A 15,172-nucleotide genomic window follows, 5' to 3' on the forward strand; every position below is an offset into this window, starting at 1 on the left:
CAAGAATTCCCGCGAAAGGAGGCTGCCCTTAATGTCTTCCGCGGGCAGCGAGTGGACGTTACTGCCGCGTGAGATGGCCCCCCGAATGCGTTCGGAATTGGGGGATCTGGCCGAGGAGACCATACGGGAGATCCGGCGGACCATACCCGGGATAACGGCCCGCCCCGGGGAACGCGACGAGCGGCTCGTACGGCGCGGGGTCGTGCACGCGCTCAGCACGTTCGTGGACCGGGTCGCGGACCCGCAAGCGCCCGCACGGCTCGACCCCCGGACGGCGCAGCTCTACCGCGCCCTCGGCCGCGACCGGATGCTGGAGGGCCACGACCTGGAGGCGCTCCAGGCGGCCTACCGGCTCGGCGCCAGGATCGCCTGGCGCCGCTGGGTGGCGCTCGGACGGCAGGCGGGCATCCCCGCCGCGCGCATGTACCAGCTCGCGGAGGCCGTCTTCGAGTACATCGACGAACTGGCCACCCGCACCGCCGAGGGCTACCGCGAGGCCCAGCGCTCCGTCACCACGGAGGAGCTGGAGCAGCGCAGACGGCTCCTCGAACTCCTCCTCACCGCGCAGGAGGTGCCCGCCAGGACGATCAGGGAACTGTCCCGCTCGGCGCGCTGGCCGCTGCCCGACTCCGTCGTCGCGGTCGCGCTGCTGCCGCGCCCCCGCAGGGACGCGCTCGCCGCGGGCCCCGCGCCCTGGGGCAGCGAGGCGCTGGCCGACACGCACCGCGCCGATCCCTTTCTCCTCCTCCCCGCCCGGCCCGCCAGCCCCAAGGCCGAGTGGGACCGCAGGCTGCGCGGCTGGCGGGCCGCCATCGGGCCCGCCGTGCCCGTGTCGCAGGCCGCCGCCTCAGCGCGTCGCGCGCGGAAGCTGCTGGACCTGGCCCAGCACGGACTGGGCGACGGACGCAGGGTCGTGCACTGCGACGATCACCTCTCGACGCTGATCCTGCTGGACGACGACGCGCTGATCCGCCGCCTCGCAGACCACACCCTGGCGCCGCTGGCGAAACTGACCCCGAAGCAGCGCGACCGCCTCGCCGAGACGATGCTGACGTGCCTGGAGTCGGGCGGCAGCGCACCCGAGGTCGCCCGGCGCATGTGCGTCCATCCGCAGACCGTGCGCTACAGGCTGCGGCAGATCGAGGAGCTGTACGGGGAGGGCTGGCGCGATCCGGGCGCGCGGTTCGACCTGGAGATCGCCCTGCGTGTGCGGGTGCTGCTCGACAAGCTGTCGGGCGGCGGCCGGAACGGGGCCGCCGAGCAGGGGCGGAAGAGCGCGGGTGCGGTGCGGGGCGCCGTGTCCGGGTATGGGCGCGGGGGTGGGCCGCCGGTCCCGTAGTCGGGGGATTTCCACGGTCCCGGCGGCCCTCGACGGGGCCCGGGGAGCAACCAGGCCCCTGCTGCGGGGCGGCCCTGCGGCGGGGGCGCCTGGGCTATGTGCCGCCTCTGCCGTCGGAACCGGAACCGGGCTCGGGACCGAAACCGGAACCGGGCTCGGGGCCGGAACCGGAACCGGGCTCGGGCTCGGAGCCGAGGCCGAGGGACTGGGCCAGGAGGGGCCATGAGCGGCGGAACTCACGCCACCAGTACGGCCAGGTGTGCGTGCCGCCGCTGTAGAGGTGCGTCGTCGCCGGGATGCCGAGCTGTTCCAGCCGGGCGGTGAAGCTCTTGGCCGCTGTCCACATGACGCTCTCCAGCAGCTCGGCGCGCCAGGGGTCCTCGGCACGCTTGAGCACCCGGCCGCCACGGTCGTCGCCGCTGCCGTCGCCACCGCCGCTGCCGCACGAGACGTACAGGGCCGTGCCCTGCAATCCCCGCGCGCCCGCACGGGGGTTGTGCGCGTGCCAGTTGGCCGACTGGGCGCGCGGGCTGCCCCACAGGGAGCGCGGGGGCAGATGCTCGCGGGCCACGACGGAGTGGACGAACGCGGGCATGCCCCGCAGCGTCGTGTCGGTCAGCCCGCTGTACGACGCGGCGGCGCGGAAGGCGCCGGGATGGCGGGCCGCCTGGGCCATCGCGCCGTAGCCGCCCGTCGAGATCCCGGCGACGGCGCGTGCGCGCGCGGCGCGGTAGCCGCACCGCAGCACGTCCATCACCTCGTCCACCTGGAACGTCTCGTAGTCGGGCGCCCCAGGACGCCCCCACCGCCACCAGTCGGTCGGGATGCCCGTTGGCCCCGAGTCCGGCAGCACGGTAAGGACGCCCTTGTCCGCCGTGAACGTCTCGATGTCCGTCTCCCTCGTCCACGACGTGTGGTCGTCGTGCGCTCCGTGCAGCAGGCACAGCACCGGCCACCGGGCGTGGGGCGCGCGGTCGAAGTCGCGGGGCAGCAGCAGGCGTACGGGTGCCTCGTGGCCCAGCGCGGGCGAGTCGATCAGGAGGTCGACGGTGCGGGGGCCCGTGCGCCGCTCGGAGACGACGCGCGGCCCGCGGCCCTGTGCGGCGGCGCGGCCCGCACAGGCCCGGGTGTCCGGGGCAGGCGGGATGCTGGCCGTGGGCGGGGGCGCCTGGTGCCGTACCGCGGTGGCCAGAGCCGCCACCAGTGCCGCCGCCGATCTGCGTGCCGTGTCGGTCGACAGGCTGGACATGACGCTCCCTCAGCTCGCCGTACGGTGGGTCACAGGGCCGGAGAACTCGCTCGCCACATGGGCCGCGAGCGCGTTCACGTAGGGCGGTTCGAGCAGGGACAGATGGTGTCCGGGCACGGTCACGACGCGCAGCCGCGGACAGATCTCGTCCCAGCCCGGCGCCGGGCCGTCGTCCAGCGCGGCGCGCGGAGCGGGTTCCATGGCGCGGCACAGCAGCACGCGGCCCTCGTACGGGGCCGGTGCGACGGCCGCGTCGGCTCCGTCGCCCGCGTCGCGTACGGGGTGCGGGCGTACGGGATCGATCAGCACGACCGACTCGACCTCCTCGCCCCCGGCCGCCAGCAGCCGTGCCGTCTCGATGGCGAGGAAGCCGCCCAGCGACCAGCCGCCGAGCCGGTACGGGCCGTGCGGGCGCACGGCCCTGACCCACTCCGCGCAGAGCGCCGCGCGCTCGGCCGCCCCGCCAGGGGACTCGGGGCGCTCCAGCCCGTACACCGCGGTGCCCGCCGGCAGCCGGTCGGCGAGCGCCTGGTAGACGGAGGCCGGGCCGTCCACGGGGTGGGCGAGGAAGAGCGGCGGCGCGTCCCCTGCCCCGTCGCCGTCGCTGTCGCCTTCCCCGTCGCCGCTGCCCGCGCGGAGCCTGCGCAGCCGTGGGTACGCGGGCGACGGCGCGGTGTCGGCCGGTGCGGCGGGGCGCGACGGCGGCACGGCCGGGGTGCCGGAGCGTCCGCCCATGCGTGCCGCGACGCACGCGGCGGCCTCGTCGATCGTCGTGCCGTGGAGCATCAGGCGTACGGGGAGGACGAGCCCGAACTCGTGCTCGGCGGCGAGCCGGACGCGTGCGCCCATGAGCGAGTCCAGACCCAGCTCGGTGAGGGGCACCGTCCTGTCGAGGTGGTCGCCCCGCTCGGGTGCGTGCCCCATGACGACGGCGACCATCCTGGCCAGCCGGTCCGCGACGTACGCGGCTCCGGCGGCGTCCGCGGAGACCGCGTCGCGGATACCGGGCGCGGTGGGCAGTTCGCGTACCTTTCCGGCCGAGTGCGCCTGCCGCAGATCGACCGGGGCTCCGTGGACGAAGAGCGCGGCCAGGCTCGTACGGAAGGCCACGGCCGCGTCGTCGGCGCGGCGCAGCGTCGGCACGATCAGCGCTTCCCCGGCACCCGTCGCCCGTACGGAGTGCGCGAGCGGTCCGGCGAGCACCGGGTGCGGGGAGATCTCCAGGAACCCCGCCCTCGTCGCCCCCGTCGCCCCCTCCGCCACCGCCAGGGCAACGGCCCGTCGGAACCGGGCGTCGCGCACGGCGGATTCGGCCTCGCGGCGTACCGGGGCGGCGCCCTCCCGCCCCGTACCGGCGGCATGACGGGCACGTGCACGGACGCGGGCGCGGGCCTGTACGAGCCGTGCGCCCTCGCGGGGAGTGAGGGTGCCCGCGACGACCGCCGCGGTGACCTCGCCGCTCGCGTGCCCGAGCACGGCGGCAGGGCGGACCCCGTAGCGGCGCCACAGCGCGGCCAGCGCCAACTGGGTCCCGTAGCGCACCACATGGGACCCGCCACCCTCGGCCCCGCCGTCCCCGGCCCCGCTCCCGGCCTCCAGCGCGGCGCGCAGGGAGACGCCGCACTCGTCCAGCAGCACGGGCTCCAGCTCGTCGACGGCCGCGGCGAACCCCGGTTCGGCGGCCAGCAGCCGCGCGCCCATCCCCGGCCACGGCGTCCCGCTCCCGGGGAACACCCACACCAGGCCGGACGGGCCACAGGCCCCCGGCGCCGGGCTACGGAGCACGGGCGGCGCGTGGTGCCGCGCGGCGACGGCCCGCAGCCCGCGCGCCAGTTCGCCGTGGTCCCTCGCGACCAGCGCGGTCCGCACATCACCGCCGCACCGTGCCCGCTCGGCCAGCGTGCGCCCGATGTCCTCCAGCGGAGTGCGGCGCCCCGCGTCGGATTCCAGCCACTCCGCGAACCGCGCCGCCGTCGCGCGCACCCGCGTCTCGTCGGCACCGCCGACGGCGGCGACGACGGGAACAGGAACAGGAACAGGAACAGGAACAGGAACAGGAACAGGAACAGGTACCTTCCCCGCGCCCCCCACCCCCCTCGCCGCCCCCGTGGCCGTCATGTCCGGCTCCCCTCGTGGCGGGGCAGTTCGCCGCTGAGGTACCGCTCGCGGCAGGCCGTGCGGCTTATCCCGCCGCCCGTCGTGCGCGGCACAGCCCCCGGCGGCACGAGGGCGAAGTCGGCGAGCCGCACGCCGTGTTCGAGAGCGACGGACTCGCGCGCCGCGCGGGCCACCGCCTCCGGGTCCAGCTCCTCCGGGGCCGGGCCCTCCGTGCGGCGGCCGGAGCGGTCGCGGCGGTGCTCGGCCACCACGACGACCTCCTCCGACGTGCCGTACGGCACGGAGAACGCGGCGAGATGGTGGCGCCGTACGGCGGGGTGGGCGTCCTGGACCGTGCGTTCGATGTCCTGCGGGTAGTGGTTGCGGCCGTCCACGATGATCAGGTCCTGGCGCCGCCCCGTGAGGAAGAGTTCGCCCCCGTGGAACGCGCCCAGGTCACCGGTGCGCAGCCACGCGCCTTCCAGCGGCGTGCCGTCCGCGCCCAGCAGCCGGGCGCCGAAGGTCTCGGCTGTCCGGTCGGCGCGGCCCCAGTAGCCGCGCGCCACGTTGGGGCCCCGCACCCAGACCTCGCCCACCCGGCCCGGCTCCAGCCGGATGCCGGACAGAGGGTCGGCGACGGCCACCGACTGGCCGACGGGCACCCCGCAGCCGCTCAGCGCGCTCACCTCCCGGCAGCGGGCGCGGGCGGGGACGAGGCGGCCCCTGGCCAGTTCGGCGCGGTCGGCGCGCAGCGAGGTGGGCGGGGTGCCGCGGGGCACGGCGGTGACGAGGGCCGTCGCCTCGGACAGCCCGTACGCCGGACACAGGGCCTCCGGCGGGAGCCCGCAGGGCCCGAAGGCGCGCTGGAAGTTCCGCAGGGTCTCTGGGCGCACGGGTTCGCCGCCGTCGACGAGCCTGGCGACCCGCTCCAGCCGCAGCTCGCGCCGCTCCCCCTCGGGGACGCGCGCGGCGGCGAGCCCGTAGGCGAAGTCGGGCGCCGCGCTCACCGCGTACGGGTGCAGCGCGAGCAGCCGCAGCCAGCGCACCGGGCGGCGCAGGAACGCGTCGGGGGCCATGAGGACGGAGGAGGCGCCGCTGAGCACGGGGGCCGCGACGCCGAGGACGAGCCCCATGCCGTGGAAGAGGGGCAGCCAGCTCACGGCGGTGAACCCGCCGCCGGGAGCGGCGAAGGCGTCAGCGGCCTGCCGGGCGGACGCCGCCAGGGCGCGGTGGGTGAGCGTCACGCCGGTGGGCGCGCGCGTCGAGCCCGAGCTGTACTGGAGGCAGGCCACGGCGTCGGGCGAGGGCACCAGCGGCTCCCAGCCCCCGGCCGCCGCGGCGACCGGGACGTGGCCGACGGTCTCCACGGGCGGCCCTCCGGGCCCGAGGTGCAGGGCGACGTGCGCGCGTACGCGCTCGGCCGCTTCCCGCGAGGTGAGCACGGCGGCCGGGGCGCAGTCGGCGAGCGCGGCGCCCAGGTGGTCGGAGTGCCCCGGCAGGTCGGGGGTGAACAGGGGGACGGCGACGGCGCCCGCGTAGAGGCAGCCCAGGAAGCCGACGACGTAGTCGAGGCCCTGGGCCGCCATGAGGGCGATCCGGTCGCCTGGCGCCGCCAGCGCGGACACGCGCGTGCCGACGGCGCGGGCCCGCCGGTCCACCTGGCTCCACGTCAGCGTGCGGTGCACGCCCTGCGGGAACTCCTCGGAGAACTCCACGAAACTGAAAGCGCGCCGTGTGCCCCGCTCCCGCGCCCAGCGCGTCAGCGCCGCGGGAACGGTCTCCTCGGCGCCGCGGCCACGGCCCGCCGCGACGCCCCGGATATGCGCTCCGCCAGGAGCGGGGGAATGTGCCTGCTGCATGGGTGCCTCCAGAGGGACGGACGGTACGGCCGCGGCGGGGCGCCGATTTCCCTGGGGAGAGCCCGTATTCCGCGGCAGTCGCGAAGTTAGAATTCGCCGGGAACGGGGTCAACGGAGGCGCAATTTTTCTCCCCGGCTCCCGGAAAACTTGTCCCGAGGTGACAACTCCGCCCGTCCGGGCGGTTTCGGCCGTGCTGGTGGGCGGTGTGCGGCCCGTGGATTTTCCGGCTTTTCGTCGGCGCCGTGACAAATCCCGTTCCCCGGTGCGTTATTCGCCCCTCGGTTTCCTCCGCGAATGGGGTTGTGCGCGCGGTGGGGGGGGCACGGGCAGGGGCGGGGGCGGCGCTTGCCCCCGGCCCCACGCGTCCGGCGTGCGGCGTCCGTCAGTACCCGCCGCCGGAGCCGGTGTCGCTGGAGTCCCCGGTGTCCCCGGAGCCGCTGGAGGTGACCTCGCCCTTCGCCTTGCCGCCCTTGTCCGTGACGGCGTGCCAGAGGCCCTGCTTGTTCTGGCCGTTGACGTCGCCGGGCTGCTCGTCGCCCGTGAACCAGTAGACGGGCCAGCAGTCGACGGCCAGTTGCTCGGTGCCGTCGGCACGCTTGTACGTACCGACCAGCTTCTTGGCGACGCCGCTGAGCTTGTCCTTGGAGACCGGCTTCGCGGGCTTCCAGGTGTCGAGGCAGGCGCCCTTGCAGTGGGACTTCATCGGCCAGGCGGTGTCCTTGTCGAAGCGGTAGAGGGTCCTGCCCTTCGCGTCGGTGAGGATCGTGCCGAGGTCCGCGTTGTCGACGGCCGTGAGCTGCACCGCGCTCCGGCCCGCCTTCTTGCCGTCGGGTGCCAGCGCGTTCCAGGTGCCGCCGACCCCGTGGCCCTTGGTGTCGCCGGGCGCGGTGTCCTTGGCGTAGCGGTAGACGGGCCAGCCCGCCAGCGTCAACTGCCATGAGCCGTCGGCGCGTTTGACCTTGCCCAGCCGCTCCGGCGCGATGCCGTCTGCGGCGGTCGCGTCCGCCGCGGGTACGGGGGGCCACGCCTCGGCGCAGGCCCCCTCGCAACTGGACCTGGGCGGGCTCGCCGTGTCCTCGTCGAAGCGGTAGAGCGTCCAGCCCTTGCTGTCGGTGACCACCTCTCCCAGCTTGGCGACGTCGCGGACGGCCAGGGTCTTGGCGGCGGCGCGCTTGCCCTTGCCCTTGCCCTTGCCCTCGCCCTTGCCCGTCTGCGCGGAGCCCTTGTCGGCGCCGCTGCCGTAGCCGTCGCCCGCGCCTCCGTAGCCGTCGGCGGCCTCCGAGCTGTCGCCCGCGGGCTGGACCGTGCCGTTCCCCTGCGCGGTGCCGCCGCTGGTGCCGCACGCGGAGGCCATCAGCGCGACGACGACCGCCGCCGAGGCCAGCGCCACATGACGCCGCTTGTTCGTGTTCCTCGTGTTCCTCGTGCTCCTCATGACTGCTCCTTCGCTTCGGTCGCGTGGCTAGGAAGTGTGGTGGAGTCCTGATTCGGGCCGCTGAAAATTGTCAAAGGCCGCCAAACGCTGAGATATCCAGACCCGGGATACGTGTCTCTCAGTGGGGACCCCTGCGCCGGACCCGGCCGCGAGGGCAGCGGCAGCCCGGCACACCCGAGCCCCCCTCAGCCCTCCACCCGCAACGCCAGCGCGGGGCAGCGCCGCACCGCGCGCTGCGCCTGCTTCCGCAGCCGCGCCGGAACCTCGGCCGACCCCTTCGTCGGGTAGCCGTCGGCGCCGAGCCGGATCACGTCGGGGACGACACCCGCGCACAGCCCGTGCCCCTGGCACAGCGTCCAGTTGACGACCAGCCGCTCCCGTCGCGCCTCCGGTGCCACGCGCGCTGCCGGGAGCGCACGGCTCCCCGCACCTCCCGGCAGCGCGAGCCGCTCCTCGGGCACGGCCAGGCTGCCGAGCACGGGCCGCCCGCAGCCACGCCCCAGCGCGTGCCGCGTGAACTCCTCGGGGAACGCCGACAGCGCCGACTCCAGGAAGCGCGCCGTGCCGTCGGGATGCCCGCAAGCACCCCGCCCGGTGACGGAGGCGGCGCGGGCCCGCACCGTGTCGAGCGCGGCCGTGCCGCCCCCGTCGGACGCGGTGGCCAGCGCGTCGGCCAGCGCGGGCAGCCCGAGCACGCACGGGCCGCACTGCCCCGCCGACTCCCGCGCCATCCAGCGCGCGACCCGTACCACCTCGCCCACGGGACAGGTCTCCTCGGGCAGCGGCAGCACGGCGCCCGCGCCCAGCGTCGAGCCCAGCGAGGTCAGGGACTCCCGTGACATACGGGCCGACCAGGCGGCGTGCGGAGCGAGCCAGCGGCCGTGGTAGCCGCCGATCAGCACCCCCTGCCCTGGCTGGAGCCCGCACAGGCCCAGCACGTACGGCAGCGGCACACCGGTCGGGGTCTCCACGACCCGCGCGCCGCCGACGGTCAGCAGCACCGTGCCCGGTTCCGTCGGCAGCCCCGCCGTGCGGTACTCCAGGGCGCCCAGCCGGGCCGCGACGGCGAGCTGCGCGAACGTCTCCGTGTTGGACAGCAGCGTGGGCAGCCCGCCGAGGCCGCTCTCGCTGGAGCGGACACCCGCCCCTGAGGGGAGCGGCGGCAACTGGTTGAGGCCGTTCACGAGCGCCGTGGACTCGCCGGTCACGAAGCGCTCCGGCAGCCGCGTCACCCGTAATCGGGGCCCGGGGCCCGACCCACGGTCCGAGGGCTCGCGTTCGGTGACGGCCTCGCGCACCGAGCGCTCCACGTCGGCGCGGGTCACCCCGACGCGCACCTCCTCGGCGCCCAGCGCCCGCGCCGCGAGCAGCGCCCCGTCGAGCACCAGGTGCGGGGCGAACAGCAGGAGGGCCGTGTCCTTGAGGCAACTGGGCTCGCCCTCGCTGCCGTTGACCACCACGGCCGTACGCGCCTCCTGGCGGCGGCAGGCCGACTCGATGACGGCGCGCAGCTTCCTGGCGAAAGGGAACCCGGCGCCCCCGCGCCCCCGCAGGTCGATGTTCTCGGCGAGGTCCACCAGCTCCTCGGGGCGCAGGCCGGGCAGCGAACCGTGCGTCGTCAGATGGGCCACGCGGTCCAGCCGTCGCCCCGCGTCGAGCCCGGCCAGCAGCCGTGGCGGGCCGAAGGAGGCGACGGCCGGCACCGTGGCGTGCTGCCCGCCCATGGCGGTGGCGGCGGCGGTGGCGGTTGTGCGGAGCGGAACGACAGAGGTCACCGCGGGTCCTTTCCGCGGCCCGACGGGGGCACGTTGCGCCCCGGAGCCAGCCGCATCGTGAGGACGGCGGTCACCGCGGCCAGGCACAGCGCGTAGGAGACCGTCACCCAGGGGCTCGCGGCCCGGCCCGCACGCAGGCCGTGCACCAGGGCCATGCCCCAGGCCACGTAGGCGCACATGTGCAGCGCGCGCCACCAGCGCGAACGCCCGCTGCGGGCGAAGACACCCCGTACCGCGCCCGTGACGGCCACGGCCAGGAACAGGTACCCGGCCAGCGTCCCGAGCCCGACGAGCAGCGGCTGCGCGGCGTCGGCGAAGGGCAGCGCGGCGCCCGCGGCCGTCGTGGAGCGCTCGGCCACCTTCACCCACACATGCAGCGCGAGGAAGCCGAGCCCCGCGACGGCCGTGCCCCGGTGCACGGCCTGCGCCACCAGCCGGTGCCCGGGGCCCAGCAGCGTACGGTCCGTCGCCGCCAGCCCCCACAGCACCGTCACCGACAGCGAGACGAGGGCGAGGACGCCCGCGCCGAAGTCGAGGAACGCCCAGGCTCTGCCGAACGAGCCGCCGCTGACCGCGAAGAACAGGGCCAGCGCGGTGGCCGTCGCGAACGCGGCGTGCCGCGAGGCGGGGAGCGGCACGGGCAGTACGGGCGGTACGGAGGGCCTCGCTCTCCTGCCCGGCGCGGCACCTGGCGGGGACGGGGGGCGGTGTGAGCGGGGGGTGTGGACTTGTTCTGGGGGCATCGGGGTCTTCCGATCGCGCGGTGTCGACATCTCTGCCTGGGCCACGGCCGCGCATCTGACGGATCTGGCTGATCCGACGCTTCTCACGGATCCGACGGCTCTGACGGAAACGGCGAAGCCGTGCCTCTGGAACGACCGGTGACGACCGGTGCTGTGCTCTCTACGCGATCCACTTCGCGCGACCAGAATGCGGCGGCCGGGAGGCAGAAGCATCTCGGAAGCGCATAGGACCTTCACAGGATTTATCGTCCTGTGACAAATTCCTGCACTGGGATCGCCGTCGCCCAGTGCGGCTGCCGATGATGCCCAACCAGGGGAAGCAGGGGGACCCTCACTACTCCTTCGCCGGGGCGGGAAACCGGCGTCGGAGGCAACCTCCGCGGGCCTGACCGTCCCGCGCCGGACAGGCCCAACCCGGCAGGAACGAGGTAGAGATGTGCGATCTTCTCAACCGCATCTGGTCACGACCACGAGGTGAGTGGACGCGGGTTCTCAGAAAGGAACTCCCCACCATCGCGGACCAGGTGGTGGAGGCGCTCCAGCACAGCATTCCGGCGATGTCGGCGCTTCTGCGGGAAATCGAGCGCGAAGACGCCCAGTGGGCGGTGGAACAGGCGCTGCTGACGGCTCTCGGCTATCAGCACCAGGAGATCAGAGACATGGCCGCCGAGGCGGCGGCCGTACCCTCGGGCCCCGTCGCCCCCGCAGTGCCCATCGACCGGGCCCGCCGCCACCTCTTCGCCACCCTCGTCGGCGAGACACGGGAGTACGACGGCGCCGAGATCCCGCTGACCGAGCTGTCCCGTTCCGCCAGATGGCCCCTGCCCGACACGGTCCGCGCCATCGCGCTGACCTCGCCCTGCGAGGACCCCCAACTCGCGGCGGCGCTCGGCAACGCGCTGGTCAGCCCCGTCGACGGCGAACTGTGCCTGCTCGTGCCCGACCCGCACGAGGACGCCGCCGGCACGCTGGAGAACCTGCTGCGCGGGCGCACGGCGGCGGTCGGGCACATCGTGCCGCTCGGGGACGCGGCCTCCTCCGTACGCTGGGCGCGGCGCCTTCTGGAGATCGCGCCGACGGACGTCGGCGCTGAACGGGGTGTGGAACGGGGGGCGGAGCACAGGGTCCTCTTCGTCGACGACCACCTGTCCATGCTGCTGCTCCTCCAGGACGAGTCGCTGACGCGCGCGCTGTCCGCGCGGTGGCTGGAGCCGCTGAGTGAGCTGACGCCGCGTCAGAGCGAGCGCCTGGAAGTGACGTTGCTGGCCTGGCTGGAGAGCGGCGGCGCGCCGGAGGCGGCCAAGACGCTTCAGGTGCACCCGCAGACGGTGCGCTACAGGCTCCGGCAGATCGAGAAACTCTTCGGGCCGGCGCTGCGGGATCCGCGTACGCGCTTCGAGCTGGAGATGACGTTGCGGGGGCGTCGGATGCTGTCCCAGGTGCGGAGGCGGCGCTTGCGCGCCGGGCGACGCGCGAGGACGGTCACTGCGGGGGCGGGGATCAGGCCTCTCGGGGTGGCGAGAGAGGCCAGGGTGAACGGGTTGTAGCCGTATCGCTCTGCGCGGCCCGCGGTTTCGGGGTGTCCCCGTTTTCGGGTTCGTCGGGGGTGTTGCGCGGGATGGTTGGCCGGTGTGGTGGGTGCCGCAGGGTCCCGCGCTGATTTTTGTGCGGCTTCACGGGGGCGGTGCGCGTGTGGCTTGGCGCCGTGTTCGGCTGCCGGGCCGGTGGCTGCGGCGCGGCGTGTGGTGACGGTGCGATGCGGCTGGCGCCGCGTGGGTCTTGGTTTCGGCCGGTGGCCGTGTGGGGTTGCTGTGTGGTGGGGGTCGGTGCCGCGGTGGGGTGTCTCCTCGGCGTGAAGGTCTCGTGTTCGGCTCTCGGCCGGTGACTTGCTCGTCCTGCGGGGACACCCCACCGCACCCCCTCCCACCCGGTGGCCAACTATCGGCCGGTGTCCCCTGAGCTTGTTGCCATGCTGTGGGCCCGCACCTTGCGGTATGGGCCCAGCCACTCTTGTTGTGGGCAAGCGTCCCGCTCGGCGAGGGGGCACCTCCCAGCGGTAGCTGGGGGAGGGTGGGCACAACCCGTGCCACCGGCCCGCAGCACGCGAACGAAACCCCAAAGGGGCAACCGGGTAGGCACCCCTTCGCGGTCGCCCCGTGAAGTGGGGACCGTAGGTCCCGCGCTGGGGTGGGCATTGGCACACCCGGAGTGGAGGTGGGCCACCGGCGGGGCGGGGTGTCCCCGCAAGGCAGGTCACGTACCGCTGAACAGCCGGTCCAGATGCACGTCGATCGCGGCGAGCGCGTCCGGAGGCTCGATCACGTCGAGTTCGATCAGGGAGGTGAAGCCGGTGAGGGCGAGAAGCAGGTTGGTCTCGGTCGCCGGGTCGCGACCGGAGTCGATGTGCCCGTCAGCGATCGCCTGTCGGACCAACTGCTCGACGGAGGCCCGCCCTTGGACGAGGCTGTGGCGCGCCTGCTCGTGCACGGCCTGGTCGTGCAGCGCCTCCAGGACGTAGGCGGCGCTCATCCGGCTGGTCGCGCGGGCGTCGGCATGCAGGGGGAGCATTTCCGCGAGCGTCAGTCGCAGCACGTCACGGGGGTGCGGACGGTCACCGAGCTTTTCGAGCCACTGGTTCACGCGCGCCGAAGTCTGCTCGGACGCGAAATCCATGGCGAAGGAGAGCATGGCGGTCCGGGAGGCGAAGTAGTGCTGCAACTGCCCGAGTGACATGCCCGCCTCCTGTGCCACCACACGCATCGTCAGCTGTGTGACGCCGCGCTGTTCCACCACCCGCCACAGTGCGCGGGCGATCGCTTCGCGGCGTTCGCGGTGATCCACCTGTTTCGGCATCGCCAGCCCCTCCCTCGTACTCCAGGACTGTTCCAATACGGTCGACATAATACACCTGACCTGTGATCCTGGAGTCCACTCGAAGGACTCGAGGGAAGGAATCGTCATGTCCGAACAGCCAAAGGTGCGGACCACAGAAGGCGTGGTGCAGGGGCGCCGGCGGCAGGGGCACGCGGTGTTCCGCGGCATCCCCTACGCCCAGCCCCCGGTCGGAGCGCTCCGCTTCGCCGCGCCCGCGCCGCCGCACCGCTGGGAGGGGACGAGGCAGGCGGCCGAGTTCGGCCCCGTGGTGCCCCTTTCCCTGCCGATCGACGTGCCCCCGCAGGGCACCGACTGGCTGACGCTCAACGTCGGCACTCCGGATCCCGGCGCGGCGGGACTGCCGGTGCTGGTGTGGATCCCCGTGGGCGGCTACCTCGCGGCGGCGTCGAGCGACCCGATGTACGACCCGGCAGCGCTGGCCGAGGCGGGAATCGTCGTGGTGACCATCAACTGCCGCGTGGGCGCGGAGGGATTCGCGTTCCTCGACGACGCGCCGCCCAACCGCGGATTCCTCGACCAGATCGCGGCGCTGGAGTGGGTGCAGCGCAACATCGCCGCCTTCGGAGGCGACCCCGGCCGGGTCACCGTGGGCGGGCTGTCCGCCGGGGCTGGCTCGGTCGCCGCCCTGCTGACGATGAAGTCCGCGCGCGGCCTGTTCCGGCGGGCCATCGCCCATTCGGTGCCGGGGCTGTACAGCACCCCCGCGCTGGCACGGCAGGTCACCGCCGCGTTCGCGGACCGGCTCGGCGCGGCGGCCCCCACCGCCGAGGCCCTGCGCGACATCGACCCGTGGCACCTGGCCGCCGAGCTCACCTCCTTCAACGCCGGCCTCCACGCGTACCGGGAGAGCTGGGGACGCCTCACGGAGGCCGGCACCGCGCTGTGCCCCGTCGTCGACGGCGAGGTCCTCCCGGAAACTCCCTGGCCCGCGCTGACCGGCGCGCGCGCGAGCGGGATCGAACTCCTCGTCGGCCACGCCCGGGACGAATTCCGGTACTTCAGCGTCGTGAGCGGACGGTACGGCACCTTCACCGAGGAGGACGCCCACGCGGCCCTGGAACTGCTCGCCCCTCAACCGGGCGGCGAGCGGGCCTACCGTGCCGCGTTCCCGCAGGCGGGCCCGGAGGAGCTGGTGGAGACGGTGTACTCCGACGCCCTCTTCCGCATGCCGTCACAGAAGCTGGCCGAGGCGAATGCCGCAGCCGGCGGCACCTCGTACCTGTTCGAACTGTGCTGGGTGGCCCCGGCCCTCGGCGGCATCCTGGGCGCCTGCCACAGCCTCGACCTGCCCCTGGCGTTCGGCACGCTGGACAGCCCCGTCGGCACCCAGCTCATCGGCGAGGAGCCTGTTCCCGAGGCCGTCGCGCTCTCCCGCGAATTCCAGGAGGCATGGGTTCGCTTCGTCACCACCGGCGACGCGGGCTGGCACGCGCACCGGCCCGGCGGGCACCTCACCCGCGTCCTGGACGCCGAGTCGAAGACTCTGCCCTACCCCGAACAGGCATCCCGCCAGATCTGGGAAGGCCACTTCCCCGCCCCCTTCGACCATGCGTAATCGTCCGGGTTGACACCACCTCCCACCCGGCGGCCCACCTCCGCTCCGGGTCTGCCGGGGCCCACCCCAGCGCGGGACCCTACGGTTCCCACTTCACGGGCCAACGGCCCCGCGCAACACCCCCGGTGCAGGGGTGCGCCTGCGTTCGCGTGCTGCGGGCCGGTGGGTGGGTTGTGCCCACCCTCCCCCAGCTACCGCTGGGAGGTGCCCCCTCGCCATGCGGA

General features: G+C 74.4%; 10 protein-coding genes. 3 read left to right on the plus strand and 7 right to left on the minus strand.

The window, feature by feature from the left end; genetic code table 11:
- The first annotated feature begins 85 nt into the window (after positions 1–85).
- Positions 86–1,339 carry a PucR family transcriptional regulator gene (locus ACYVOO_RS15115; protein WP_461016150.1) on the plus strand — a complete coding sequence of 418 codons (1,254 nt, stop codon included), beginning with the start codon at positions 86–88 and terminating at the stop codon, positions 1,337–1,339.
- Between the two features lie 94 nt (positions 1,340–1,433).
- On the opposite strand, the gene ACYVOO_RS15120 is transcribed toward ACYVOO_RS15115, so the two are convergent.
- The 6 genes from ACYVOO_RS15120 to ACYVOO_RS15145 all read right to left on the minus strand — a co-directional run bounded on the left by ACYVOO_RS15120 (position 1,434) and on the right by ACYVOO_RS15145 (position 10,393).
- The gene (locus tag ACYVOO_RS15120) at positions 1,434–2,588 is read right to left on the minus strand and encodes an alpha/beta hydrolase (protein ID WP_461016151.1); all 1,155 of its coding nucleotides are present in this window, start codon (positions 2,586–2,588) and stop codon (positions 1,434–1,436) included.
- 9 nt (positions 2,589–2,597) lie between these two features.
- Positions 2,598–4,571, minus strand: coding sequence for an acyltransferase domain-containing protein (locus ACYVOO_RS15125; protein WP_461016152.1), 1,974 nt, complete (start codon positions 4,569–4,571; stop codon positions 2,598–2,600).
- A gap of 131 nt (positions 4,572–4,702) precedes the next feature.
- Positions 4,703–6,544: a fatty acyl-AMP ligase gene (locus tag ACYVOO_RS15130; RefSeq protein WP_461016153.1), complete on the minus strand. Its 1,842-nt coding sequence runs from the start codon at positions 6,542–6,544 to the stop codon at positions 4,703–4,705.
- Between the two features lie 383 nt (positions 6,545–6,927).
- Entirely contained in the window at positions 6,928–7,980 is a 1,053-nt protein-coding gene (locus ACYVOO_RS15135) for an SCO0930 family lipoprotein (protein WP_461016154.1), read from the minus strand.
- A 185-nt stretch (positions 7,981–8,165) separates the two neighbouring features.
- Positions 8,166–9,755, minus strand: coding sequence for an NADH-ubiquinone oxidoreductase-F iron-sulfur binding region domain-containing protein (locus tag ACYVOO_RS15140; RefSeq protein ID WP_461016155.1), 1,590 nt, complete (start codon positions 9,753–9,755; stop codon positions 8,166–8,168).
- On the minus strand, positions 9,752–10,393 hold the full coding sequence (locus ACYVOO_RS15145) for a hypothetical protein (protein WP_461016156.1): 642 nt from the start codon (positions 10,391–10,393) through the stop codon (positions 9,752–9,754). Before ACYVOO_RS15145 ends, ACYVOO_RS15140 begins: the two co-directional genes overlap by 4 nt.
- Before the next feature lie 539 nt (positions 10,394–10,932).
- Here ACYVOO_RS15145 and ACYVOO_RS15150 point away from each other — a divergent pair.
- Positions 10,933–12,045 carry a PucR family transcriptional regulator gene (locus tag ACYVOO_RS15150; RefSeq protein WP_461016157.1) on the plus strand — a complete coding sequence of 371 codons (1,113 nt, stop codon included), beginning with the start codon at positions 10,933–10,935 and terminating at the stop codon, positions 12,043–12,045.
- Positions 12,046–12,751: 706 nt separating this feature from the next.
- Here the strand turns inward: ACYVOO_RS15150 and ACYVOO_RS15155 are convergent.
- A complete protein-coding gene (locus tag ACYVOO_RS15155; RefSeq protein WP_461016158.1) occupies positions 12,752–13,351 on the minus strand; it encodes a TetR/AcrR family transcriptional regulator in 600 nt (199 codons plus the stop codon).
- A gap of 106 nt (positions 13,352–13,457) precedes the next feature.
- Here ACYVOO_RS15155 and ACYVOO_RS15160 point away from each other — a divergent pair, with 106 nt between their 5' ends.
- Positions 13,458–14,948, plus strand: coding sequence for a carboxylesterase/lipase family protein (locus tag ACYVOO_RS15160; RefSeq protein ID WP_461016159.1), 1,491 nt, complete (start codon positions 13,458–13,460; stop codon positions 14,946–14,948).
- The last annotated feature ends 224 nt before the right edge of the window (positions 14,949–15,172 follow it).

Source organism: Streptomyces daliensis, assembly GCF_054782395.1.